General features: G+C 60.3%; 22 protein-coding genes and 1 riboswitch. Of the genes, 5 read left to right on the forward strand and 17 right to left on the reverse strand.

The window, feature by feature from the left end; translation table 11 throughout:
* The 9 genes from HMPREF9695_RS03125 to HMPREF9695_RS03160 all read right to left on the reverse strand — a co-directional run bounded on the left by HMPREF9695_RS03125 (position 1) and on the right by HMPREF9695_RS03160 (position 6,945).
* Positions 1 to 915, reverse strand: coding sequence for a DnaJ C-terminal domain-containing protein (locus tag HMPREF9695_RS03125; protein WP_006019333.1), 915 nt, complete (start codon positions 913 to 915; stop codon positions 1 to 3).
* Between the two features lie 45 nt (positions 916 to 960).
* Positions 961 to 1,500, reverse strand: a complete 540-nt coding sequence (locus HMPREF9695_RS03130) for a nucleotide exchange factor GrpE (RefSeq protein ID WP_006019334.1) — start codon at positions 1,498 to 1,500, stop codon at positions 961 to 963.
* Positions 1,501 to 1,550: 50 nt separating this feature from the next.
* Positions 1,551 to 3,470, reverse strand: a complete 1,920-nt coding sequence (gene dnaK, locus HMPREF9695_RS03135) for a molecular chaperone DnaK (RefSeq protein ID WP_006019335.1) — start codon at positions 3,468 to 3,470, stop codon at positions 1,551 to 1,553.
* Positions 3,471 to 3,472: 2 nt separating this feature from the next.
* Positions 3,473 to 3,649 (reverse strand): hypothetical protein, encoded by a 177-nt coding sequence (locus HMPREF9695_RS26265; RefSeq protein WP_006019336.1) that lies wholly within the window; start codon positions 3,647 to 3,649, stop codon positions 3,473 to 3,475.
* Positions 3,650 to 3,706: 57 nt separating this feature from the next.
* Positions 3,707 to 4,360 (reverse strand): BON domain-containing protein, encoded by a 654-nt coding sequence (locus HMPREF9695_RS03140; RefSeq protein WP_006019337.1) that lies wholly within the window; start codon positions 4,358 to 4,360, stop codon positions 3,707 to 3,709.
* Between the two features lie 288 nt (positions 4,361 to 4,648).
* Positions 4,649 to 5,302 (reverse strand): hypothetical protein, encoded by a 654-nt coding sequence (locus tag HMPREF9695_RS03145; RefSeq protein WP_006019338.1) that lies wholly within the window; start codon positions 5,300 to 5,302, stop codon positions 4,649 to 4,651.
* 27 nt (positions 5,303 to 5,329) lie between these two features.
* On the reverse strand, positions 5,330 to 5,800 hold the full coding sequence (locus HMPREF9695_RS03150; protein WP_006019339.1) for a PRC-barrel domain-containing protein: 471 nt from the start codon (positions 5,798 to 5,800) through the stop codon (positions 5,330 to 5,332).
* Positions 5,801 to 5,927: 127 nt separating this feature from the next.
* Positions 5,928 to 6,467, reverse strand: a complete 540-nt coding sequence (locus HMPREF9695_RS03155; RefSeq protein ID WP_006019340.1) for a DsbA family protein — start codon at positions 6,465 to 6,467, stop codon at positions 5,928 to 5,930.
* Entirely contained in the window at positions 6,433 to 6,945 is a 513-nt protein-coding gene (locus tag HMPREF9695_RS03160; RefSeq protein WP_006019341.1) for a redoxin domain-containing protein, read from the reverse strand. Before HMPREF9695_RS03160 ends, HMPREF9695_RS03155 begins: the two co-directional genes overlap by 35 nt.
* A gap of 249 nt (positions 6,946 to 7,194) precedes the next feature.
* On the opposite strand from HMPREF9695_RS03160, the gene HMPREF9695_RS03165 reads away from it, so the two are divergent.
* Entirely contained in the window at positions 7,195 to 7,887 is a 693-nt protein-coding gene (locus HMPREF9695_RS03165; protein ID WP_006019342.1) for a helix-turn-helix domain-containing protein, read from the forward strand.
* Positions 7,888 to 7,976: 89 nt separating this feature from the next.
* Here the strand turns inward: HMPREF9695_RS03165 and HMPREF9695_RS03170 are convergent, their stop codons facing one another.
* From HMPREF9695_RS03170 to HMPREF9695_RS25555, 5 genes are all read right to left on the reverse strand, one after another.
* The gene (locus tag HMPREF9695_RS03170) at positions 7,977 to 8,594 is read right to left on the reverse strand and encodes an HdeD family acid-resistance protein (protein ID WP_006019343.1); all 618 of its coding nucleotides are present in this window, start codon (positions 8,592 to 8,594) and stop codon (positions 7,977 to 7,979) included.
* A 273-nt stretch (positions 8,595 to 8,867) separates the two neighbouring features.
* Positions 8,868 to 11,300 (reverse strand): endopeptidase La, encoded by a 2,433-nt coding sequence (lon, locus tag HMPREF9695_RS03175; RefSeq protein WP_006019344.1) that lies wholly within the window; start codon positions 11,298 to 11,300, stop codon positions 8,868 to 8,870.
* Positions 11,293 to 11,724 (reverse strand): Hsp20/alpha crystallin family protein, encoded by a 432-nt coding sequence (locus HMPREF9695_RS03180; protein WP_006019345.1) that lies wholly within the window; start codon positions 11,722 to 11,724, stop codon positions 11,293 to 11,295. The genes lon and HMPREF9695_RS03180 overlap by 8 nt, the downstream gene beginning before the upstream one ends.
* 109 nt (positions 11,725 to 11,833) lie before the next feature.
* A complete protein-coding gene (locus HMPREF9695_RS03185; protein WP_006019346.1) occupies positions 11,834 to 12,643 on the reverse strand; it encodes a universal stress protein in 810 nt (269 codons plus the stop codon).
* A gap of 8 nt (positions 12,644 to 12,651) precedes the next feature.
* Positions 12,652 to 13,110 carry a hypothetical protein gene (locus HMPREF9695_RS25555; protein ID WP_006019347.1) on the reverse strand — a complete coding sequence of 153 codons (459 nt, stop codon included), beginning with the start codon at positions 13,108 to 13,110 and terminating at the stop codon, positions 12,652 to 12,654.
* A gap of 675 nt (positions 13,111 to 13,785) precedes the next feature.
* Here HMPREF9695_RS25555 and HMPREF9695_RS03195 point away from each other — a divergent pair.
* Positions 13,786 to 14,256 (forward strand): phosphate-starvation-inducible PsiE family protein, encoded by a 471-nt coding sequence (locus tag HMPREF9695_RS03195; protein WP_006019348.1) that lies wholly within the window; start codon positions 13,786 to 13,788, stop codon positions 14,254 to 14,256.
* Positions 14,257 to 14,267: 11 nt separating this feature from the next.
* Here the strand turns inward: HMPREF9695_RS03195 and HMPREF9695_RS03200 are convergent, their stop codons facing one another.
* Positions 14,268 to 14,663 carry a PRC-barrel domain-containing protein gene (locus tag HMPREF9695_RS03200; protein WP_006019349.1) on the reverse strand — a complete coding sequence of 132 codons (396 nt, stop codon included), beginning with the start codon at positions 14,661 to 14,663 and terminating at the stop codon, positions 14,268 to 14,270.
* A 318-nt stretch (positions 14,664 to 14,981) separates the two neighbouring features.
* On the opposite strand from HMPREF9695_RS03200, the gene trxC reads away from it, so the two are divergent.
* Both trxC and HMPREF9695_RS03210 read left to right on the forward strand, forming a co-directional pair.
* On the forward strand, positions 14,982 to 15,434 hold the full coding sequence (gene trxC / locus HMPREF9695_RS03205; RefSeq protein WP_006019350.1) for a thioredoxin TrxC: 453 nt from the start codon (positions 14,982 to 14,984) through the stop codon (positions 15,432 to 15,434).
* A gap of 213 nt (positions 15,435 to 15,647) precedes the next feature.
* Positions 15,648 to 17,390 carry an FAD-dependent oxidoreductase gene (locus HMPREF9695_RS03210; RefSeq protein ID WP_006019351.1) on the forward strand — a complete coding sequence of 581 codons (1,743 nt, stop codon included), beginning with the start codon at positions 15,648 to 15,650 and terminating at the stop codon, positions 17,388 to 17,390.
* Positions 17,391 to 17,415: 25 nt separating this feature from the next.
* On the opposite strand, the gene HMPREF9695_RS03215 is transcribed toward HMPREF9695_RS03210, so the two are convergent.
* Together HMPREF9695_RS03215 and clpB are read right to left on the reverse strand one after the other, a co-directional pair.
* Positions 17,416 to 19,128 carry a cation:proton antiporter domain-containing protein gene (locus HMPREF9695_RS03215; protein WP_006019352.1) on the reverse strand — a complete coding sequence of 571 codons (1,713 nt, stop codon included), beginning with the start codon at positions 19,126 to 19,128 and terminating at the stop codon, positions 17,416 to 17,418.
* 615 nt (positions 19,129 to 19,743) lie between these two features.
* The gene (gene clpB / locus HMPREF9695_RS03220; RefSeq protein ID WP_006019353.1) at positions 19,744 to 22,383 is read right to left on the reverse strand and encodes an ATP-dependent chaperone ClpB; all 2,640 of its coding nucleotides are present in this window, start codon (positions 22,381 to 22,383) and stop codon (positions 19,744 to 19,746) included.
* 907 nt (positions 22,384 to 23,290) lie between these two features.
* Positions 23,291 to 23,403: riboswitch (guanidine-I (ykkC/yxkD leader) on the forward strand.
* Positions 23,404 to 23,480: 77 nt separating this feature from the next.
* Here clpB and HMPREF9695_RS03225 point away from each other — a divergent pair.
* On the forward strand, positions 23,481 to 24,554 hold the full coding sequence (locus HMPREF9695_RS03225) for a putative urea ABC transporter substrate-binding protein (protein WP_006019354.1): 1,074 nt from the start codon (positions 23,481 to 23,483) through the stop codon (positions 24,552 to 24,554).
* Positions 24,555 to 24,560 lie beyond the last annotated feature (6 nt).

A 24,560-nucleotide genomic window follows, 5' to 3' on the forward strand; every position in this document is an offset into this window, starting at 1 on the left:
TCACACTCCCATCGATTGCCGTGGACTCTCCGCGACCGGCTGCCACTGCGTGACGAACTTCTCGAGCTCGGAATCTGGCTTTTGCGGAAGGACCAGCTTCAGTGTGACGTATTGATCGCCTTTGCTGCCGTCGGCGCGCGGCACGCCGCGGCCCTTCAGCCGGAGAATCCGCCCGCTATTCGACCATTTCGGCACTGCCGCCGTGACCATCCCGCTCGCGGTCGGCACCTTGATTTTGGCGCCCAGCACCGCCTCCTTCAGGGAGATCGGCAAATCCAGATAGATGTCGTCTCCCTTGCGGGTGAAATAGGGATGCGGCAGCACGCTGATCTCGATCAGTGCGTCGCCGGGCGCGCCGTCTCCCACTCCCGAGCGACCTTTGCCCTTCAAACGCAGAACCTGACCGTTCCGCGTGCCCGGCGGGATGCTGACGTCAAGCGCGGAGCCATCGGGCAGCACGAGAGATTGCTTGCCACCATTGATGGCATCCAGGAACTCAAGATCGAGATGGTAGTGCACGTCCTGGCCGCGCCGGGGGCGGCCTGCGCGGTCGCCGCGGCCGAAGATTTTGGAGAGAATATCGTCGGCGCCGGCATAATCGCCGAAATCGGAAAAGCCGGCGTTGTTGGTGTAGGCCGACCAACCACCTTGATCGGCGAAATCGCGATAATATTGCTGGTGAGGCCGTTCCGTTCCCGAAGCGTCAATTTCGCCGCGGTCAAAGCGCGCGCGTTTTTCCGGATCGCTCAGCAGATCATAGGCGGCCGAAACTTCCTTGAACTTATCTTCCGCTGTCTTGTTCCCGGGGTTCAAATCGGGGTGCAGCTTCTTCGCCAGGCGACGATAGGCCTTCTGAATGTCGTCTGACTTAGCGTCCTTTTTCACGCCAAGCGTTATGTAGGGATCTGCGGCCAATGCCCACTCCTGTCTGCGCCTTTGTCATCGCGAGCGAATGCAGCGTCATGGTTGTTCCGCTTGCGACGATGGTTGCCGGGGCTTGGCCACCACCACACGCGCCGGCCGCAGCAGACGGTCGTGAAGCATGTAGCCCGTCTCCAAAACCTGGGCCACGCCGCCGGGCGGCTGGTCTGTTTCATCCGTCGCCATCACCGCTTCGTGCTTCTTGGGATCGAACGGTTGGTGGAGGGCCTTGATTTCCTCGACGCCGAAACGATTGAGAATCTGAGTCAGGATGCGGTCGGTGGCGGTAACGCCCTCGATCAGCCCGTCGATTCCGCTCCCCTCCCGGTCCGCCGCGCCGGCCTCGATGGCGCGGCGGAGGTTGTCGACAACCTGCAGCAACTCGCGGGCAAAGTTCGTGATTGCGTATTGCCCGGCGTCCTGCGCGCGCCGTTCGCCTTGCCGCCTGGTATTTTCGGTCTCGGCCAGCGCCCGCATCAACCGCTCGCGCAACGACGCGATTTCGGACGCGGTGTCGTTGTGTTGGGCTTCGCCGGCGACTGACGCGCCGGCGTCCTTATCCATTGTATTCGTCGTCATGCCGTTCTCCCGCGTCTCACCGCGTCGAGCAACTTGAAGTCTCAGGGGGCTCAGGAGGCCCTGCGGTCGCGTGGATCTACCTCTTCGAATTCGGCGTCGACGACGTCGTCGCCGGAAGAGCTGCTGCTGCCGCTCGCTTGCCCGCCTGCGCCGCCGGATCCCTGCGAGGCTGCTTGGCTAAGGGCTTCGCCGATCTTTGACGCCGCTTGCTGCAGGCGTTCCGCCGCCTGACGGATGGTTTGGGGATTGTCCGCCGTCAGGCTCTGCTTGGCGTCGGCGATCGCCTGCTCGACCTGCTTCTTGAGGTCGGCGGGAATCTTCGACTCCGATTCATTTAGCGCCTTTTCGGCGCTGTAGATCGCCGCATCGGTCTGGTTGCGCGCCTCGACCAGCTCCTTACGGCGCTTGTCCTCGTCGGCGTGGGCTTCGGCCTCCTTGACCATCTTCTGGATGTCAGCCTCGGTCAGCCCCCCGGACGCCTGGATCCGGATACTCTGCTCCTTGCCGCTTGCCCTGTCCTTGGCCGACACGTTGACGATTCCATTGGCATCGATATCGAACGTGACTTCGATTTGCGGTATGCCGCGCGGCGCCGGCGGGATCCCGACCAGATCGAACTGGCCAAGCAGCTTGTTGTCGGCCGCCATCTCCCGTTCGCCCTGGAAGACCCGGATGGTGACTGCGGTCTGGTTATCTTCTGCCGTCGAGAACACCTGGCTCTTCCTGGTCGGGATGGTGGTGTTGCGCTCGATCAATTTGGTCATGACGCCGCCGAGCGTCTCAAGGCCGAGCGACAGCGGGGTGACGTCGAGCAGCAGCACGTCCTTGACATCGCCTTGCAGCACACCGGCCTGGATCGCAGCGCCGATGGCCACAACTTCATCGGGGTTGACGCCCTTGTGCGGCTCGCGCCCGAACAGCTTCTGCACGGTCTCCTGGACCTTCGGCATGCGGGTTTGCCCGCCGACCAGCACGACCTCGCTGATATCCGACGCTTGCAAGCCAGCGTCCTTCAGCGCAGCCTTGCACGGTTCGATCGTCCGCTGGATCAGGTCGTCGACCAGTGCTTCCAGCTTCGCGCGCGACAGCTTGATGTTGAGGTGCTTCGGGCCGTTCTGATCTGCTGTAATAAACGGCAGATTGACGTCGGTCTGGGTGGCGCTGGAAAGTTCGATCTTGGCCTTTTCGGCGGCGTCCTTGAGCCGCTGCAGCGCCAAGCGGTCCTTGCGCAGGTCGATGCCTTGTTCCTTGCGAAATTCGTCGGCCAGATAATCCATGATCCGCTTGTCGAAATCCTCGCCGCCGAGGAAGGTGTCGCCGTTGGTCGCCTTGACCTCGAACACACCGTCGCCGATCTCGAGGATGGAGACGTCGAAGGTACCGCCGCCCAGATCGTAGACCGCGATCTTGCCGCTGCCTTTCTTGTCCAACCCGTAGGCGAGGGCGGCCGCAGTCGGCTCGTTGATGATGCGCAGCACTTCAAGTCCGGCGATGCGGCCGGCATCCTTCGTCGCCTGGCGCTGTGCGTCGTTGAAATAGGCCGGCACGGTGATCACGGCCTGCGTCACCTTGCTGCCGAGATTGGCTTCTGCGGTCTCCTTCATCTTGGTGAGGATAAAGGCGCTGATCTGACTTGGGCTGTATTTCTTGCCCTTGACCTCGACCCAGGCGTCACCATTGTCGCCGGACACGATGTGGTACGGTACCATCGCCTTGTCTTTTTCGGTGATCGGGTCGTCATAGCGCCGTCCGATCAGCCGCTTGATGGCGTAGATCGTGTTTTCCGGATTGGTGATGCTCTGGCGCTTGGACGGCTGCCCGACCAGCACTTCGCCATCGTCGGTGAAGGCGACCATCGATGGCGTTGTGCGGGCGCCCTCGGCATTTTCAATGACCCTGGCCTTGCTTCCTTCCATCACGGCAACGCAAGAGTTGGTGGTTCCGAGGTCGATGCCAATTGCTTTCGCCATGATCATGTTCCTTCGGTTATCTCGATGCTGGGGATGATGGACTGTACGCCGCCCGGGCTGATGCCTTGCGCGAATTCGCTGAATAAGCGGTCAATCTCCCGGTGCAGGCCGAACAATCCAAAGTCCGGCCGCATTAGCGCGCCGCCTTCATGGAACGGAACCAGCGATCGTAACCTCATGGGATTCTCCTTTGTCTTGGATGAGACTATCTCTCCCGAACGCTGCGGCTTGCCGTGCTACGGACTGACTACGATCCGATCTTCGACGTGGGTAATGCCCGGCGCCGACCACGCGACGCGCTCTGCTTCCTCGCGTTCGATCCAAGAGCGAACGGTACCCTTCAGGATCACCTTGCCGCCGTTAGCTTCGACAGTGATTCGATTGGCGTCCACCTCGGCGTTGCGCTTGAACGCTTCCTGGATCTTGCGCTGGATATCGGTGGGTTCGACCTTGGGCTTGACCGTAATGACGTTGGTCACGCCCTTGACGCCTTTCACCTTTCGCAGGGCGGTCTCGGCAGCGGTCTTCTGATATTGCCACTCCGCCGCCCCCTCCAGAGTGATCCAGCCGTCTTTCACAATGATCTTGATCTTGTCGTGCGAAATCGGCAGTTCCGATTTCAGAGCGGCAACCGCATCCCTCGCGATGTCCGGATCGGGGCGCTGATCGATCGCTGGTAGACGGACCTCGATATCATTGGCGACCGCGTGAACGCCGGCGACGCGCTTCACGGCGAGTTCGGCCTCCAGCCGGTCGCTATAGCTGTGGGTGAAGCCCGCCAGCGTAACGACGCCGTTCTTGACGGAAACGGCGATGTCTTCAGCATCGAGTTCGGGATGCCATTTCAACTCTTCACGGACATCGCTCTCGATTTCACTATCGGATTTCATGCTCGACTCCTGGTGTGCGATTTGTGCGCTCGGTGCGATGACGTTACCGATCGTGATCGATCCTATGAGTGATCGCGCGCGCAGCCATGACGATGGTCAACTTCCGCCCCAACTTTATCGCGGTTGACCGCCGGCCTGAGGTGCTATGGACACCCATGGTGCTGACCGGGCTTATCGCGGCCCGCATAAACCTCAGTCGCCGGGGAGCCGCGGATGTCGCCGAGCTCTCGGCAGGCGATAAGGTTCGCGCTGGACCCGCCAGCGACGGCATCCTGGATGCAGGTCGCGCTAGGGCTGTCCCAGCCGTTCGTCACCGAGCCATGGATCCGGGCGTAGCGAATGGAGCGGAAGATCGTCCGTTCGTCGCACCAACTCGATTTCATGGACGCGGACGGCATCGCCGCCATGCCGCACCAGGATCTCCTGAGCCAGCGCTTCCTTCTCCGGCGAGTTGACCCGTATCCAGATCAGTATGCCGTCCCATTCGGACAACTTATCCAAGCCTCGCCTCCGCTCCTGGTCGAATCGGCGCCGTACCACGAGCACCGAGATGCCGGCCACAACAAGCCCGCACAGCATTGACAGAATTCCGATGACGAGGGGCCTCACATCTTTCATCACGAGAAAGTACCCTGTTGCCACCGCAGTAGCGCACCCGGAAATGCTGCCGACGACGGCCATCGTGACGGCCATATCATCGCCGCCGATGAAAGGCCGCCTCGGCGCGATCGGGATATCGGCGATGTCAACTGCCGGAATCGACGCGTAGTTCAAGCGCTGTTGCAGTTCGTCGGCAGGAGCGCTGACATCGATGTCGGCGCGATCGAATCCCGCAACAAGCAGTTCCTCAGCGGCGGCGACGAGCGCCTTCCGTGCGTGGAAGACGCCCGTCACTTCGCGGGTGCGCATCCGGTCCAAGGTATCGTCTGGTGACGCGCGCATGGATGTATTTCCGAGCACCGGTAGCGATCACGCCGGATAGTTGAATGCCGAGAGCTTCTTCAGTTCGTCCTTGGACGCGCCGGGCAGGGTGATCTTCTGGCCGGCCTCATCGATGACAAGGCTGTCATACGGTACGACGACAAGATGCCGGCCGAGCCCAAGGAAGCCGCCGACCTGGAGCACCGCGAAACTAAGCTCTTTCTTGTCCTTGTCCGCGACCACATCGTCGAGGGTGCCGATCTTTTCGTTCTTGTCGTTGATCACGGTGGTGCCGATCAGCTTGCTCATCCGATAGCCCTTCGCCACGATCGAAAGATCGACCTTGATGAATTGCACTCCTGCCTGCGGCAATGCCGGACCGGCGGCAAGGACGACCGCAAGCGCGGTCCAGATTATCCGGCCTGAATTGCGTCGCGCGATACGCCTCGGGCTCTGCGGCAACGGAGACGCGTCAGCATGCGATTGGCACAGCGTCTGAAATCCTGCGAAGGCAACCATGGCTCTCTCCTGAGCTTTTGAGCAGGGTTACAGGAATATTCCGGAAGCCTTGATCCGGCACTGATCATCATCAATTCCATGAAAGACTTTTTGAATCACAAATCGTCACCAATCGCGCCTGCGGCCGCTATGCGCTCGTGTCAGCGGCGAGGCGCATCTGGATTCCTGCCACCAGGGAGGCATAATCGTAACCGCCGTCATGCCGCACGCCATTGATGAAGAAGGTCGGCGTACCGTTCACGCCGCTGCGGAGTCCACCCATGAAATCGCTGCGCACCTTGTTTCTGTATTGCCCCGTTTCCAGAGCGTCCCGCAGTGCTATTTCGGACAGTCCGAGTTGTTCGGCGATTACGAAGATCGTTGGCAGGCTCAAACTGCTCTGGTTCGCAAATAAGGCGTCGTGCATATCCCAGAATGGCCCCATGGCGCCTGCGAATTCAGCGCTTTCGGCGGCTATCCCGGCGTGCGGATGAATTTCGGTCAATGGGAAGTGGCGGAACACGAATCGCATGCGCCTGCCGAAATGTAGCTGCACCCGGTCGACGGTTGGATGGGCCAGCGCGCAATGCGGGCATTCATAGTCGCCGTATTCCACAAACGTGATCGGCGCCGATTCTTGTCCGCGAACATGATCACTTGTCGTGATGGGCGTTTTCAAGGTTGCCATGGCCAGTGTCCTGATCTGTGAGTTTTTCAAGGGCGTCGAGAATGCCATCGGCGCCGGGATTGACAGCGATCGGAGAGCAATAACTCCACGCAATGATCCCCTGCCGATCGAGCACGAACAGCGCGCGTTCGCAGACTCCTTCCTGGGCACGATAGGCGCCGTATTTGCGCGCCACGTCACCTTTGGGTTCAAAATCGGCCAGCAAGGGAAAGTGCAGGCGGCGGTCGCGGGCAAAGGCGGCATGGCACCAGGCGCCGTCGACCGAGATACCCAGCAACTCGGCCTTGTGCTTGTGGAACTCCGGAAGGATCTCGTTGTACAGCGTCACCTGGTCGCCACAAACCGGGCTCCAGTCGGCCGGGTAGAAGGCCAGTATTACGGGCCTTCCTCGAAGGTTCGAAAGCGTGAGGTTTTGATCGGGGGTGACCCGCAACGTGAAATCCGGCGCAGCGGTCCCGGCAGCGAGAACAGATGACATTTCTTGCCTCACGCGTCGAGAGGATGGGGCGTTTGCAACTGCAACGCTACAATTGGCGCGCCTTCGCGGCGTTGACTGCAGTCAATTTCCTGGACCTTCATCTTCCGGCCATCCGTTGCTGCATCGCTGTGACACACGCAGCCGAGTTACGTATTTTTACGATACGCACTTTTGCCGAATTCATTCGAACGTTCCTGCGGTGCGATAGTTCGTTCTGCGTTCGGCTTGCCAACAATGAAGGGTGCGACCATGAAAAAAGAAATCCACCCAGCCGACTACTATCGGCGGATGCTTGCGATGCAGCCCCATGCACTGAAACGCCTCGAAGCGTTTGCCAAGATCATGGCCTGCAACCGCGGCCAGGAAATACCAAATAGCCCTGGACCTGCAGGGCACTGGTACTACGTCATCATCGGCGCTGTCCGGCGATGCGCCATGCGTTCGGACGGAAGGCGACAAATCGTAGATCTTATGCTGCCGCGGGATTTCTTCTTTGTTTCGGACCGTCAGAATGAGGCAACGATCGAAGCGATCGCTGACGAGACGGTGCTTGCGAGCTTTCCCGGCCGGCGGGTTGAATTGGTCGCGGAAAGCGATGTCGAGTTTGCACGCGAGCTTCGGGATGTCGCGTTCCAGTCTCTCACCCGCTCACAGGCCCAGCTTCTGATCATTGGCCGGTTCACCGCGCTGGAGAAGGTCGGCTCCTTCCTGCTCTCCCTTGACGCGCGCGTATCCAATGCAAGCGGCCAGGTTGTGCTGCCGGTCTCGCGATATGACATTGCCGATTATCTCGCGGTTTCGGTCGAAACGGTTTGTCGCGCGCTGACCCATCTCAAGCAGCGGGGTGTCATTCGTCTGGCGGGCAAACGGACCATCAAGATCCTAAACCGGAGAGCACTGGAAGACCGCATTGGCGAAAGTTCGACGGTGGCGAGCGTTTGAGCTGCCATTATTTGCTTGATGGTATACTCAGCTTCGCCGTCTCCCCAAGGCGGATGAATTCCGCGCGCTGGCGTGTTCTCGCTGCCGCCTCAAGCGGCAGTCCCGACGGGCGTGGGGCCGGCGCTCTGATGCTGACGTGACCGAAGCCGGAACGAGAAGATGACCAGCGCGATGCCAAAGGCGAGGGCATAGGCGCCCATCCACCAGGTCAGCACGATCGCACCGATCAGGGGCGTAAGAATCAGCAGCGCGCCGTACGCGAGCGACAGCACCCCGCCCAGCACCAGCCACCATCGGCCATGCTCTATGTTCAGGCGGAAAGCCGCAGCTGTCATCGACACGCCTGTGACAATTGCCCAGGAAGCAACAAGCAACACGAACGCAAGCACGGTAAGGCCCGGCCAGAAAAAAGCACCGATGCCCACGGCGATATTGAGCAGGCCTGCGAAGATTAGAAATCCCCAGCGGGTCTTTCGATGTATCGCCCGCACGGCAGAGATGATCTCCGCGATTCCGTCGACCAGCATGTAGGCGGAGAATAGCAGCACCAGCGACAGCATCGTTGGCCCGGGAAAGGCCAGGGCGAGACATCCGAAGATAATTGCAAAAAGGCCTCGCAACGTGAACAGCCACCAGTTCTGGGCGAGCGTCGCTGTCGCAGAATCGGTTTGAATGTCGGAGGCGTTGTTAAAGGTGGTGCTGGCCATGAGATGCTCCGCAGCCGATAGTCGGTTGACGCCTATGTTTAGCGCGTGCGGGACGGTACGCATTGACGCCCGTCAAAACGTTTGCAGATCATGAGCGGCAGACTGATATTTTTGAGCATTATGGACGAGATCGGCGATCACGCCGGCGTGCCGCAAATCGAGCCGCCTCGGAATCGTGCGACCTTGTCGGCCGGAACGAGATTACCGGCCGCGGCCCTGACGTCGGTTAATCTTGCGGATCAAATGCGTCGGACGGGTGGTTAACGCCGTCGGCTATCCGGATCGCGCTGCGCGTTTTTCCGTCGTGGCCGTGTGCGTCGCATGAGAAAGGCCAGGCTCGCTGAAGTTCGGTGGATTGAGTGCGGCCGCAATCGCGTCGTCGACGCGCTCAAGCCAGACGAAACGAATCCGGTCGCGGGCGTTTTCTGGTATGTCCTCGATGTCCTTGCGGTTGCGCGCCGGAAGCATGACGGTGGTGATCCCGGCCTGGATCGCGGCCAGCACCTTTTCCTTCACGCCTCCGATCGGAAGCACCAGTCCGCGCAGCGAGATTTCGCCAGTCATGGCGGTATCGCTGCGTATCGTGCGCCCGGTGAAAAGAGAGGTCAGCGCCAGGAACATCGCAACTCCTGCGCTCGGACCGTCCTTGGGGATGGCCCCGGCCGGGACATGGACATGGACGTCCGACTTCTGCGATTCGGCTGGGTCGATGCCGAATTCGGCGGCGCGCGACTTGACCAGCGTAAGTGCGGCTTGCGCGCTTTCCTTCATTACGTCGCCCAACTGGCCGGTGAGGATCAGCTTGCCTCGGCCGGGAATGCTGGTCGCCTCGACGAATAGAATGTCGCCGCCCGCAGGCGTCCAGGCGAGACCGGTCGCAACGCCCGGCACGCTGGTGCGCATGGCGATCTCCTGCTCGAAGAGCTTCGGGCCCAGTATGGTCTGAAGGTCCGTCACCGTGATGATGACGCGCGTCGCGTTGCCCTCGGCGATCCGCATCGCGGCGTGGCGGCAAATCGCTCCGATCCGGCGTTCGAGATTTCTGACCCCGGCTTCACGGGTGTAATCGCGGATGATGGCGCGCAGGACCTCGTCACTGGTCTGGCATTGCTGCTCGGTTAACCCTGCCGCTGCCAACTGTCGCTTGACCAGATACCGCCGGGCGATCGCGAGCTTCTCATCCTCGATGTAGCCGGGCATCTCAATCATTTCCATCCGGTCGCGAACCGCAACCGGGATATTATCGATGACGTTTGCGGTACCGATGAACAGGACTTTTGTGAGATCGAAGGGAACGGCGACGTAATTGTCGCGGAACGTGGCATTTTGTTCGGGATCGAGAACCTCCAGCAACGCTGCCGCGGGATCGCCGTGAAATCCGGCACCCAGCTTGTCCATCTCGTCCAGCATCATCACGGGATTGCGGGTGCCGGCCTTGTGGATCGACTGGATGATATTGCCGGGGAGCGCGCCGATGTAGGTCCGCCGGTGTCCACGGATCTCGCTCTCGTCGTGGACGCCGCCGAGACTCAGCCGGACGAATTTTCGACCGGTCGCGCGCGCGATACTTTGGCCAAGCGAGGTTTTGCCGACGCCGGGCGGGCCGACGAAGCAGAGGATCGGGCTCTTGCCATCGGGGTTGAGCTTGCGGACCGCAAGATATTCGACAATCCGGCGCTTTACTTTCTCGAGGCCATAGTGATCCTCATCAAGGATGCGCCGCGCTTCGGCGATATCGATGCGCTCCGGATCGAGATTCGACCATGGCAGTTCGACGAGCCAGTCGAGATAGCTCCGCACCATCCCGTATTCGGCCGCCGTTTCCGGCAGGCGCTCAAGCCGTCGTAGTTCGCGCCTGGCCTGTTCCTCGGCATCCTTGGGCATGCCGGCTTTATCGATCTTTTCAGCAAGTTCCTTCAGCTCAGTGGACTTGACGTCGTCGTCCCCAAGCTCCTTCTGGATCTGACGGAGCTGTTCGCGAAGGATGTGCTCGCGCTGCTGCGACGATAAGGTTTGCTGCGTCTGTTCGCCGATTTCCTTCGAGAGTTGCAGCACCTGGATCCGCTTAGCGAGCAATCCTAGCAACTTGTCGAGCAGCAGCGTGACGTCAAACGTCTCGAGCAAATCCTGCTTTTCGCTTGCCGGAACATCGATAATTCCGGCAATGAAGTCGGCAAGCATCGTCGGCGAGTCCAGGCTATCGATGGCGGGCCCGATCTCCGCGGGTGCGCTTGGCAGCAGCCCGATCGCGTCGCGTGCACGCATCTTGAGCAGATGCACCCGCGCCTCGATGTCGGGCGTCATCACTTCAGATACGCCGATCTCGGTGATGCGCGCGACGAGATAGGGAAAGCCGGTGAGAAATTCGTCGATCCGGAAGCGCCGCACCCCCCGGCAAATAACGTAATGAGTTTCCCCCGAGGTCACATAGCGCAGTACTTCGGCAATGGTGCCGACGCGGCGCAGATGCTCGGGTCCTGGCTGTTCTATGGCGGGATCGTCCTGCAACAACAGGCCGATCTTGCGGCCGCCTCGGGTCGCCTCCTGGGCCGCTGCGATCGAGGCCGGCGGGCCGATCGTCAATGGCAGTACCATGCCCGGAAACAACAACGTGTTTCGAACCGGCAGGATGATCGTCGCATCCGAAGGAATGGGGGGATGGCTTTTATCGGGTAGTGTGCCCGGATTGTCAGCCGCATCAGACATTGATCTGCTCTTCGGTGAAAGGCTGTTTGGTGAATTTCAGCATCAGGCAGCCGTCGGCAAATTCTGCCTGCGCTAGCTCGAGACTGCTTGCCGGGAAGGTGATCCGGCGTTCGAATCTTCCGTATGGAATCTCCAGCCGATGAATCCGACTGCTGCGCGGGAGCGTGTTAGTCCGGCGGAAGCCGGTCACCATGACTGTGCCGTTCTCGACAGTCACTTTCACCGCGTTGCTGTCGACGCCGGGGAGCGCGACACTGATCAAGAAATCCGAGTCGGTTTCGATAACGTCGACTGGTGGTTCCCAGCAGAGGTCGCGGACCGGCACAGCCCTCGGCTGGAAGAACTGCCGGTGCAATCTCTCGGCGCGATCAATCAACTCGCAAGCCCTGGCCCACATGAGCGTTCCTGGATCGATCGCGGCCATGAGACAAGTCCCCGAGCTGGTGCGAAAACACTGAACGAGCCTATGATGCGACGCATGGCGTCGCCTTGACGACTGTCAATCACCGGGCAGGGGATCCAGAGAACCGCAATCAGTGCGCGATGAGCAGGGGGACCGGTGAACGACGCAGTATCCGGCTGGTCGTCGATCCCGGAAGCAAATCGTGCAGTTGAGAGTGGCCGTAGCTGCCCATCACCAGAAGGCTTGCGCCGAGGCTGCGGCACTCCGCGATCAGCACGTCGGCCGTCTCGTCCTCCTTGCCGAAAGCACGGTATTTGACGGCGTTGATGCCGTGATGGCGAAGGTGCAGAATGGCATCGTTGGCCTTCAGATTATCGTTCTTGTTCTGGTGCTCTCTTTCTACGACGAGAACACCAACCTTGCTCGCCTGATGCAGGAAGGGGAGGGATTCGGCGAGCGCGCGTGCCGATTCCCGGCTCCCGTTCCACGCCACGACAATGTTGTCCAGGGGCGTGAAACCTATCCAGTCATCGGGAACCAGAAACAGATGCCGACCAGTGCCGAACAGCAGGTCTCTAATCAGCTCTTCCGGTTCGTTCAACCGATCATTCGGCCGGAGCGCGACGAAGGTGTCGGCGGTGCGCACGACAGGTAGCGCGGTCTCGGCAATATCGAGAACGCCGGCCACGTCGAACCGCCGCAGATTGGTCGGCTGATGTAACCGGGTCAGCCGCTGAAACAGCAATGTCTCAACAGCGTCTCCGGCGTCCGGAGCCCGGGCGGCTTGATTGACGTTGGCGCCACTGAATTCGTCAGGCACAACATTGAAGAACAGTCCGGTAATATGGCTCTGGAAAATCTCGGCGATCTGTGTTGCGGCGGCCAAACGCGCGTCGTCTCCGGAGCCTCCATCGAGCCGAACCATCACGTCCTTGATCATGGTGGCCTTCATACCTTGATTTGTATTTCAAACAATTTGATCAAGGCCATGGACAGCACGACCGGATCGACTGTGACAACGCGAAACGTGTGGAGCTTCCGGTCCTGCCCGGTTATCGAGACGTATTCACCCGGCCAGAAGGCATGCGATTCAAATCTGTAGCCTGCCTCATCGTCGCCATCCTCGTCGTCACGGTAGTCGAAGACCCAACGCGCGCGGTTGGCGCCGCCAGGTCTGTGGACGAGGCGGCCGACCTCGTCGTCTTCGCCATCCCAAAATCTGCGAACGCGGCAATAGTCTCGATACTTCTTCCACAACACCGGATCGATATGGCCTTGAGCATCCAGCGGGGCGATGAAATCATATCCATGCCGGGAGGAGCCATCGGGGAATTCCCTGGAGCGGGCAAGATGAAGCAGGATGCGATTGAGGTCGGAGAGTTTAGCCAACTCGGACAAGGTTTCCATGGTGCGATCCAAGATGTGTCTGACGCAGCGAAGCCGAAGGGGCAGGACAACACCATGACGATTGTCAAATCGGTTCTGGGTTAATTGCAGGGCCAGACGCGTAACGTGCGACAATCCCGTAAGTTGATGGTCATCACGTGTGGGCGATGCGCGACGCATCCTGTGAATGGATCGGCGTCGGTAACTGACATTGGTGCGCCTGCGTCCTGCCGCTCCGCGCTTCTGCGGTCGAAAAAAATGGACCGCGCGGCTTGCGCCGGCGGTCCAAGTCTGGGGAGGAACCCCTGGGGGAGGGGAGCGACATGGGAGTATTACAGCCTCTATCTCGCATTTCGAAAAACCGCCCGCATTGACGAAGCTCAATTTTCAGTCTCGGAATTTTGCAGCAGGCCGCGTCTCGTTCATGGGCCGGGTCGACGCGCACTGACAATCGTCAAGGTATTGATCGTTCGTCTGATGCATCAATGGGAACCGGGGCGACGCAGACGTCATGCAATGGCGGCTTGGGGTTCTGGTTCGGGAGCCCTCAAACCGGGCGCCGCGTTGGTAACCTCCCGGCGTTCGCCCAGGAGGATCGGGAAATCTTCCGGATCCGATTAGGCACGCGGCAAGCAAAGCGCGCCGGCCGCTGCTGATCCGCGCCGATCGCCCGGCAAGGAAGCACCGGAGGCTCTGATGTCGATCAAGCAAGAGTTTAGCGAGACGAGGGAAAAATTCAGGATATTGTCGCTTTATCAGCGCTTCGAATACTTCGTCGTCTTGTTCCTCTCCGCGTTGATCGCGGTGATCGTCGTGGCCGCGCTGTGGACCCTGACGCTGAAAATATTGTTCGGCCTGGTGCTCTCCGGAGGTCTTGACCCATCCGATTACTCGGCGTTTCAGGCCGTATTCGGCATGATCCTTACCGTTATCATTGCGCTCGAATTCAAGAAATCGCTTCTGGTGGGGGCCGAGGGCCGCAACATCGTGGTCCAGATTCGATCGGTTGTGATGATCGCATTGCTGGCAATCTGCCGCAAGGTCATCATCCTCGATCTCACGGAAACCGATGCGCTGCACATTCTGGCGCTGGCAGCCGCGATCCTCGCGCTCGGCCTCGTCTACTGGTTGACCGGTGTGCGCGACTGGAAAGGCGACAAGGCGTGACGTGTGCGGCGCTATCGATTGTTGTTGACAAAAACCGGCAGTTTCTCGAGCACGCTACGGCTGGCTCCGGGCAGCACGACGTAGCCGGACGGATCGTCCAGCCTGAGGTTGCGGAAAGGGACCGCAATCAGGTGGCCGCCAAGGCCGGTGAGATTGCCGACAGCGAGGATGGCGTAGATGCTGCCGTCCTTGCCGAAGACGAAATCGTTGATGCGCCCGATCGTCTCGTTTTTTTCGTTGACGACAGTTTTCAGCTTGATGATTTCGGCGCGGTAGCCTCTTGCGACCTCGTTCGTTTCAAGGGGCGTCAGGGCGATTTCCTGTGCCGCGGCGCGATCCGTCCACGAAATAGGAGTGATGATTGCAACAACGACCGCGGTTGACCACGATAGGCGGAACCTGTTCATGATATTGCCTTGCCGATCTGAACCAATTGCGCTGCCTGGGCGACGCATCGCGCCAGCCGTGTGGCTTACTGGCCTTGATAGACATTGTGGGACGCGACGGCATTGACCGCGGTCAAGATGGCGCAGAGTTAAATCGGCTGCATGAACATGCGGAGTGGCGGGCGACGATGTTGGGCGTCATCGCCGTGCCGAGACAATGATGCCTTCAAGGCGGCGACAACATTTGATCTTCGCGCGGGTTCGATAAGTTGACGCCAGTCAAGGTGATCGCTGCCCCGGCAGGTCATCCTGTAGGGACTGAGCTTGCCGGGAGGCCACATGACCAGTCCGCTGCACATCGTCTGCCCGCACTGCGACTCCGTCAACCGCGTGCCGCGCGAGCGATTGCGTGATCGTGCCAAGTGCGGGTCGTGCCATCGTCCGCTTTACGAGGGGCGGCCGGCAGCGCTCGACAATGCCGCTCGCTTCGACAAGCATGCCGGACACAGCGACATCCCGCTGCTCGTTGACTTCTGGGCCACGTGGTGTGGTCCGTGCCGGGTGATGGCGCCGGTCTTCGAGCGGGCAGCAGCGGAACTTGAGCCCGAAGTACGGCTGATCAAGGTGGACAGCGATGCGGTGCCGGAACTGCTGCAGCGTTACGGTATACAGAGCATACCGACCTTGATGCTGGTGCATCACGGCCGGGAGATCGCCCGCCAATCCGGCGCCATGCCGCTGCAGCGGTTACTAGCATGGACCCGTGAGCATGCTCAGGGCGTGAAGGTGTGACGAGAAATCTCGGGAGAATCTGACGACCGTCAATGGGAGCCAATGCCAAGCGCGACAACATAGTGCCACGGATACTAATCGTATGGCGGACATAGCCGTCTTCGCCTGAACGGGCGGCTGCTGGCAGGGTGACCTGCAGCCTCATGCATGAAGCATCTGTACCGCTGCGATAGAAACATGCATCGCCACATAGCCGATGAAGCGAGGCCTGAGATGTCGACGATCGATAGCCGCCGCGAGCAGATTTTCCCCACGCTTACGCCGCAGGAAATCGATCGCATTCGTCGATTTGGGAGAATTCGTCGCTACGCCGCTGGTGAAGCGCTATTCACCACCGGAGAAATCGCTCCCGGAATGTATGTGCTGATCAAAGGCGCCGTGCGCGTTGTAAGGTGCGATCCGCTGGGGCACAAAGCTCCGATCATGGAGCAGGGGCCCGGCGAGTTCGTCGCAGAAGTCGGACAGTTGTCAGGCCAGCCGGCCTTCGTTGATGTTCACGCCATCAGTGAGGTGGAAGCGCTATTGATCCCGCCGGAGAAGCTTCGCGCCTTGATGATCGAGGAACCTGAACTCGGCGAACGGATCATGCATGCGCTCATCTTGCGCCGCGTCGTGCTGATCGAGGCCGGTAGCGGTGGTCCGGTCCTGATCGGCCCCGAGTCAAGTCCGGATGTGGTGCGCCTGCAGGGCTTTCTTGCCCGCAACGCCTATCCGCACCAATTGCTCGACCCGGCAAAGGACGACGATGCGGCGAAGCTGGTCCAGCAGTATGCCCCCGCTCCGGCGGACCTGCCGCTGGCCGTGTGTCCGAAAGGCACCGTCCTGAAAAACCCGAGCGAGGCCGAACTGGCCTCCGCCCTCGGCATGGTGCCGGTCGACGAAGCGAACCAGACCTATGATGTCGCGATCGTCGGGGCAGGACCGGCGGGCCTCTCGACCGCGGTCTACGCAGCATCGGAAGGCCTGTCGGTTATCGTTCTCGACGCGCGCGCGTTCGGCGGTCAGGCCGGCGCAAGCGCGCGCATCGAGAATTATCTCGGCTTCCCGGCCGGCATTTCAGGCCAGGCGCTCACGGGTCGGGCCTATGTTCAGGCGCAGAAGTTCGGAGCCCGAATGCTGATACCCGCCAGTGTGTCGCGTCTCGATTCGACTGAAACATCGGTCACGCTTCAACTGGAGGATCGCCGGCGAGTGAAGGCCGCGACAGTGGTCGTCGCGACGGGTGCCCGTTACCGGCGGCTCAACGTTCCGAACCTTGCTGATTTCGAGGGACGCGGCGTCTGGTACTGGGCTTCGCCGATCGAGGCGCGGCTGTGCCGGAACGAGGAGATCGTTCTGGTCGGAGGTGGCAACTCTGCGGGTCAGGCGGCTGTGTTCCTGCGCAACTTCGCCGCAAAGATCTGGATGCTGGTGCGCGGGCCCAGTCTCGAAGAGAGCATGTCCCGCTATCTCATCGATCGCATCGCGGGTATCGAGAATATCGAGGTGCTGACCCAGACCGAAGTTGTTGCGCTCTACGGCAGCCGGGAAGGGCAACTCGAACGCGTAAGCTGGCACAACAATGTGACCGGCGCAAAGACCGAGAAGCCGATCCGTCACGTCTTTCTTTTCATTGGCGCCGAGCCGGCAACGACTTGGCTTAACGGCAGCGGGATCGTGCTCGACGAAAAGAACTTCATTCTGACGGGATCGGACGTCGTTTCCGACGGCCACGGCTCAAACAACGGGGCCACTCGCCCGCTGCGGCTGGAAACCAGCGTTCGCGGCGTTTTCGCCGCCGGCGACGTGAGGTCGGGATCAGTCAAGCGCGTCGGCGCCGCGATCGGCGAGGGGGCTGCGGTTGGGGCAGAGCTTCATGTTGTTCTTGCGAATGGCAGGGCTGGCTTTGCGCGCGAGGCACGAAGCTCAGGAGAATTCAGCGCCCCCAAACAGCTATCCGCGGGAAAGCGCCTTTAGCCCATCACGACTGGCGTGTACCAATTCAACGTCCTACGCGCCCGCGCAGTTCGGGATTGATCTCAGCACGAACCGTCGTAACGACATTTGCGGCCGCGTCCTGGGAGAAACCGCAAACGAGGAGGACCTGATCGGCCAGCGCCAAGCCCGCCGCGACATTCTCCGGAAATACGGTGCCAGCTCCGGCCCGCACAAACGATACGATTTCCTGATCGTCTGCGACACTCACAATCGAGGATACGGCTGGATCGTGCCCACGGGCAAAGTGAAAAATACGCTCGACCGCATGGCGTCGATCAAACGTTAGTACCACAAGGCGTGCACGGGTGAAGCCAGCGGCTTCCAAGACCCGTTTCCGGCCTGCGTCACCAAACACCACCTTGTGTCCCGATTGTTTTGCTCTTCGAAAGCGTATCAGATCGGACTCGACCGCAATGTAAGGCACGTTTGCGGCCTCCAGCACGAGGGACACCAGCCGACCCACGCGTCCGCAACCGCACAGGATTACGTGACCCCCGAGATTTTGACTTTCCGCGCGGATGGCGGCTTCCTCGGCGTCCTCCTTGGCGCGATGTGATGCGCCGTTAATGAATTCCGCAAATCGCGCACTCCGCAGAATCAGTATTGGGCCGAGCGCCATGGTTGCGGCCAACGCCAAAAGAGCAGGCTGCCCAACGTTCGGCTCTACGGCGCCCACGTTCATCGCCAGTGTGAGCAGCAGCAAACCGCTTTCTCCGCCGTGTGCCAGAATCAGAGCCGCTCGCGTACTAACCGGGGCAGGCCAACGCATAATCGCGCCGACCAGCAACACGACAAGGGCCTTTCCCGCCAGGCACGCAATAATCCAGGCGAGGACGGCCATGGGTGCTGCAAGGAGGGTGGATGGATCAACCTCCATGCCGGTTGTAACGAAGAACACGCCTAACAGGACGTCGCGAAAGGGTCTTATGTCATCCTCTACCTGATGACGGAAATCGCTTTCGCCCACCACCATACCGGCAAGAAAAGCTCCGATCGGCGCGGAAAGGCCGGCCAGGTGTCCGGCGAATGCCGTACCTAGCGCAAGCAACAGAACAGTGAGCAGAAAGAGATCTGCCGAGTTTGTCCTGGCGACCCAGGTGAGCCACATGCGAAAAACCGGCTTGCAGACGAAAGCGGCGATGCCGAGTGCGCCCGCCGCTATTCCAAGCTGACGGAGTGCTTCCAACTGATCGGGTCCGCCGCTCTGCTTCCAGCCGCCGAGTACAACGAGAAATGGAAGGGTCGCAAGGTCCTGGAACAGCAGGATTGCCAGCACGAGACGGCCTTGCTGACTATCGACGTCGCCTTGGTCGACCAATTGCTTGAGCGTGATGGCGGTCGACGACATGGCAACCGCACCGCCGAGCAGCACGGCGGTGGGTAACCCAACGCCCCACAGCGTGGCAATTCCTGCGACGATCAAAACGGTCAAGCCGACTTGCAGGCTGCCGGCGACAAAAACATCGCGGCGTGCGGCAATCATTGCTGGTAGGGAAAACTCAAGACCGACCATGAACATGAGAAAAATGATGCCGAGTTCCGCCAGGAATCTCGTTTCATCGCTCGTGACGATGAGGTTTAGCCCATGCGGGCCGATGATCAAGCCAGCCAATAGGTAACCGCCAGCCGCTGGAAGCCGCGCGCGCGCGACCAGGCTGATGCAGCCGGCGGAGGCAAGGATAACGACTAGCGTCTTGATCAACGGGACGTCGGCCATGCGCAGCTCCGGAGCGCCTCGCGCTTACCGTCTCATGCCAATTCATCATCGCGCTGATGAGTGTCAAATTCCGCATCGATAATTGCTGGGAATCGCCGCGTCACGTAGGACAAACCGCTCAAATTCGGGCTTGGATTGGTCTCGCCGGCCGACCGCGCGCAACGAGGGTTCTGTTGTTGCCGCGACCATTGGCGCGAACCGACAGAGGTCGTGCGTTCACACGTTCGGACAAGACTTCGCGCGCTGCGATTGTGTAGCGTCGCGCGTCAACTTCATCGCCGCCGGCGTAGCGAGCTTGAGCGTGAACTCGATGAAGATGAGACCTCTCCCTTGGCTCCGCCAGCACGGAGGTCGCGACAGTCGGGCCCTTCAAGGTTCGATTCGAGCACCGGGCACTGAAAGTTGGACCTGGTATCCTTCCCGAACGGCCAATGAAGCAGCAGTAACAGCTGCCTCGAAAGCGGCTTCCTTGGTTTGGTATCTGCCTATCGGTTCACCGTCGTGCTTGAGACGCCAGGTACCGCCCGAACCAACAACTTCGTAGCTGGCTATACTCACGATGCATCTCCGATTTTCCCCGCTCTCCAAGAAGGGAGAGGAAGACGCATGACCAATTCAGTTCAACTTGCGCTTCGGCACCGGCGTTTCGAACTGTGCGATCTCGGCGGTCTGGGCGGGCTTGCCGTTGAAGGTCAGCACATTGCCGTTGACCGAGATCTTGACCTTGTCGCCGTCGGAGACTTCGCCGGCCAGGATCATTTCGGCGAGCGGATCCTGCACGCTGCGCTGGATCACCCGCTTCAGCGGGCGCGCGCCATAGGCGGGGTCCCAGCCCTTATCGGCCAGCCAGTCGCGTGCGGCGGCATCGAGCGTCAGCGCGATCTTGCGCTCTTCGAGCAGCTTTTGCAGCCGCGTGAACTGGATCTCGACGATCCGGCCCATCTCGCTCTTCTGCAGGCGATGGAACAGGATGATCTCGTCGATGCGATTGAGGAATTCGGGACGAAAGTGCGCCCGCACCAATCCCATCACCTGTTCCCGCACGGCTGAGGTATCCTCACCTTCCGGCTGGTTCACCAGGAATTCCGAACCGAGGTTGGAGGTCATGATGATCAGCGTGTTGCGGAAATCGACAGTGCGGCCCTGACCATCGGTCAGGCGGCCGTCATCGAGCACCTGCAACAGCACGTTGAACACATCGGGATGCGCCTTCTCGATCTCGTCGAATAGCACGACCTGATAGGGCCGCCGCCGCACGGCTTCGGTGAGCGCACCGCCCTCGTCATAGCCGACATAGCCCGGAGGCGCGCCGATCAGACGGGAGACCGAGTGCTTCTCCATGTATTCGGACATATCGAGGCGGACCATCGCGGTCTCGTCGTTGAACAGGTATTCCGCGAGCGCCTTGGTCAGCTCGGTCTTGCCGACACCGGTGGGGCCGAGGAACATGAACGAGCCGATCGGCCGGTTCGGATCCTGCAGGCCGGCGCGCGAACGTCGCACGGCGGTTGCGACCGCCCGCACGGCTTCGGCCTGGCCGACGACGCGCTTGCCGAGCGCCTCCTCCATCTTGAGGAGCTTGTCCTTTTCGCCTTCCAGCATCTTGTCGACGGGAACGCCGGTCCAGCGCGACACCACTTGCGCGATGTGGTTGGCGGTGACCGCCTCCTCCATCATTTCGCCGGGGGCCTCGTTTTCTTCGATGGAGGCGAGCTTCTTTTCCAGTTCGGGAATCCTGCCATAGGCGAGCTCGCCCGCGCGCTGGAATTCACCGCGGCGCTGCGCGTTGGCAAGTTCGATGCGCAGGGCGTCGAGCTCGCTCTTCAGCTTGGCGGCGTCGGATAGCTTATTCTTTTCCTTGCTCCAGCGCGCAGTAAGTGCGGCAGACTTCTCCTCGAGATCGGCAAGTTCCTTTTCCAGCGCCTGTAGCCGGCTCTTCGAGCCCGGATCGCTCTCCTTCTTCAGCGCTTCCTGCTCGATCTTCAAGCGAATGATGTCGCGGTCCAGCAGATCGAGTTCTTCCGGCTTGGAATCAACCTGCATCTTCAGCCGCGCCGCGGCCTCGTCCATCAGGTCGATGGCCTTGTCGGGCAGGAAGCGGTCGGTGATGTAGCGGTTCGACAGCGTGGTCGCAGCCACCAATGCGGAATCGGTGATGCGCACGCCGTGATGTTGCTCGTACTTGTCCTTCAGGCCGCGCAGGATCGAGATGGTATCCTCGACCGTGGGTTCGCCGACATAGATCGGTTGGAAACGCCGAGCCAGCGCCGGATCCTTTTCGACATGCTTCTGGTACTCGTCGAGGGTGGTCGCGCCGATACAGTGCAACTCGCCGCGAGCCAGCGCAGGTTTGAGCAGGTTGGACGCGTCCATCGCGCCATCGGCTTTGCCGGCCCCGATCAGCGTGTGCATCTCGTCGATGAACAGAATGATGCCACCCTCTGCGGAAGTGACCTCCTGCAGCACGGCCTTCAGCCGCTCCTCGAACTCGCCGCGGTATTTCGCGCCGGCAATCAGCGCGCCCATGTCGAGCGACAGCAGCTTCTTGTCCTTCAGGCTCTCCGGCACGTCGCCATTGACGATGCGCAGCGCAAGGCCCTCGACGATGGCGGTCTTGCCGACGCCAGGCTCGCCGATCAGCAGGGGATTGTTCTTGGTGCGGCGGGAGAGCACCTGGATGGTGCGGCGGATTTCTTCGTCGCGGCCGATCACCGGATCGAGCTTGCCGTCGTGCGCGGCCTGGGTCAGGTCTCGGGCATATTTCTTCAGCGCGTCATAGGCGTTCTCGGCTGTCGCGGAATCCGCGGTGCGACCCTTGCGCAGCGCTTCGATCGCGGCGTTGAGATTTTGCGCGGTCACGCCGCCCTTGCTCAGGATGGCGCCGGCCTCGCCGTTCGTGTCCATCGCAAGACCAAGGAGCAGACGCTCGACGGTAACGAAGCTGTCGCCGGCTTTTTCGGCCGCCTTTTCGGCAGCATCAAACGCACGCGCCAGTTCCGGCGCGAGATAAACCTGCCCCGCCCCGCCGCCCGATACTTTCGGAAGCTTGTTCAGCGCGTCCTCGGTCGCCTTCAGGATAGCGCGGGAGTTTCCGCCAGCACGATCGATCAGACTGCCGGCCAGCCCCTCGCTGTCATCCAGCAGAACTTTCAAAAGGTGCAACGGCGAGAACTGCTGGTGTCCATCGCGCATGGCAAGCGACTGCGCCGACTGGATAAAGCCGCGCGCCCGCTCGGTGTATTTTTCAATATTCATTGTTTGCTTCCCTCAGCCGGCCGTTCCGCCCCCAAAGGCACGGATGCAGCATCTTCATTGGGTCCGCTGGCTGCATTGACATTCGTCAACCGGAGCATCGACAACGTTTGTACCGGCTTGAGGATCTTGGCGGTTTCCTGATCGTATCTCGAGGAACCGGGAGGTGGAGTGGGAATGGGAACTCGGCCAGCCGTGCTGGCTGCTCACTTCGCGCGAATCCTGAATATTGCTGTGCTAACGCGCCGATCCCTTGCACTTCAGGGGAAGCATCAGATGCTGATGCTCTCACGCTCCACACGCGCCGTGCTTCTCCAAGCTCGCGGCGAGCATAGTCAGGTTAGTAATTATCTCGCGGCACATTCGCGAATGGTTTCGCAGTTTGCATCTGGAAATTGACACTGCGAAGATGAGCACACAATTCTTGCCGCAGATACAGATCCCGGTTCTATCGCATCATACGTTGCCACGCAGATTTTGAATTTCGAGCCAGGACAGCCGTTGCAGAACGTGGTCGGTCACCAGCGCTGATTACTGCGTAATTGAGAAGGGCTTGGGCAGCAGCCTTACTTTGACGCTCTAACCTTCTGACGCGGGCTTATAAGCCGTGCTGGAGAAAATCCTCTGCTCGCTTTCCGGCAAGAAGCCGAACCGGCCGTGCAGGCCGCGCGCCAACGTGATTAGTATATTTCGGATCAAAGTCACTCGAGAGTCCTTTCGATCACAGGGATGATCGAATGTGCGCGGGACGAGCCATAAAGGACAGTTTCAAATAAGTGCATAGGGTGCGCAGTTATTAGGCAATTGCCTTCGGACAGGGCCGGCCAGCACAGATCACGACGTGCCTGTTCGGGAAATCCATTGTGTTTCAATGAATCTTCGTTTGGCACGCCTTCTGCATCCATCCGGTTGAGTTGGTTGCTAGGGTTCCGGCTTTGCGCAATGCAGGGCGCTGGTCCGAGAGCGGCCGCTTGTGGGGGAGACATCCCCACAGGTGCACGGCGGGACAAAAGCCCGGGAGACCTCGTCGGCCAAGGGATTGGCGGAGCGATGGTCTGTCGCCATTCCCTTTTTGTAATTTTTTACAAGAGGGATCTGCAATGAACAAACTCACATCCTTTCTCCGATCTGTCGCTGTCGCTTCCGCATTGACGGCAGCGCTCGCGTCGGCTGCCTACGCGGCACCAAAGAAAGACTTCAAGATTGCCTGGTCGATCTATGTCGGCTGGATGCCGTGGGGTTATGCGGCGGATACCGGCATCGTCAAGAAATGGGCGGACAAATACGGCATTACGATCGAAGTGAAGCAGTTCAACGACTATGTTGAGTCGATCAACCAGTACACTGCTGGCGCATACGATGCGGTGACCATCACCAATATGGACGCATTGTCGATTCCGGCTGCGGGCGGGGTAGATACGACGGCTGTCATTATGGGTGACTTCTCCAACGGCAATGACGCGATCATCCTGAAGGGGAAGTCCGATCTTGCTGCGATCAAGGGCCAGAAGATCAATCTGGTCGAATTCTCGGTCTCGCATTATCTGCTGGCGCGTGCGCTTGAGACAAAGAAGCTCGCCGAGAAAGACGTCAAGGTTGTCAACACTTCGGACGCCGATCTCGCTGCGGCTTACAAAACACCGGAAGTAACTGCGGTGGTGACCTGGAATCCGATTGTATCGGAAATTCTCGGCGCAAAGGATGCGAAGAAGGTATTCGATTCCTCGCAGATTCCGGGCGAGATCATGGATCTGATGGTCGCCAACACCGCCGTGGTGAAGGAGAATCCGGACTTCGCGAAGGCCTTGGTCGGTATCTGGTATGAGACGATCGCCAAAATGAACGCGGCGGGTGCTGATGGCAAAGCGGCGAAGGAAGCCATGGCCAAGGCATCGGGCACCGATCTCGCCGGCTTCGACAGCCAACTCGCATCGACAAAACTTTTCGACAAGCCTGCGGACGCGGAAGCCTTCACCAAGAGCAAGACTGTTGGAACGACGATGGACCGCGTGCGCAAGTTCCTCTTCGAAAAGGAGTTGCTGGGCAAGGGCGCGAAGTCCGTTGATGCCGTCGGGATCGAGCTCGGCGACAAGTCTGTGCTTGGCGATAAAGCCAATGTGAAGTTGCGCTTCGATGCGACCTACATGGACGCCGCAGCCAAGGGCAAGCTCTGAACGGAG

Origin of the sequence: Afipia broomeae ATCC 49717, assembly GCF_000314675.2 — a bacterium.
GTDB lineage: Bacteria > Pseudomonadota > Alphaproteobacteria > Rhizobiales > Xanthobacteraceae > Afipia > Afipia broomeae.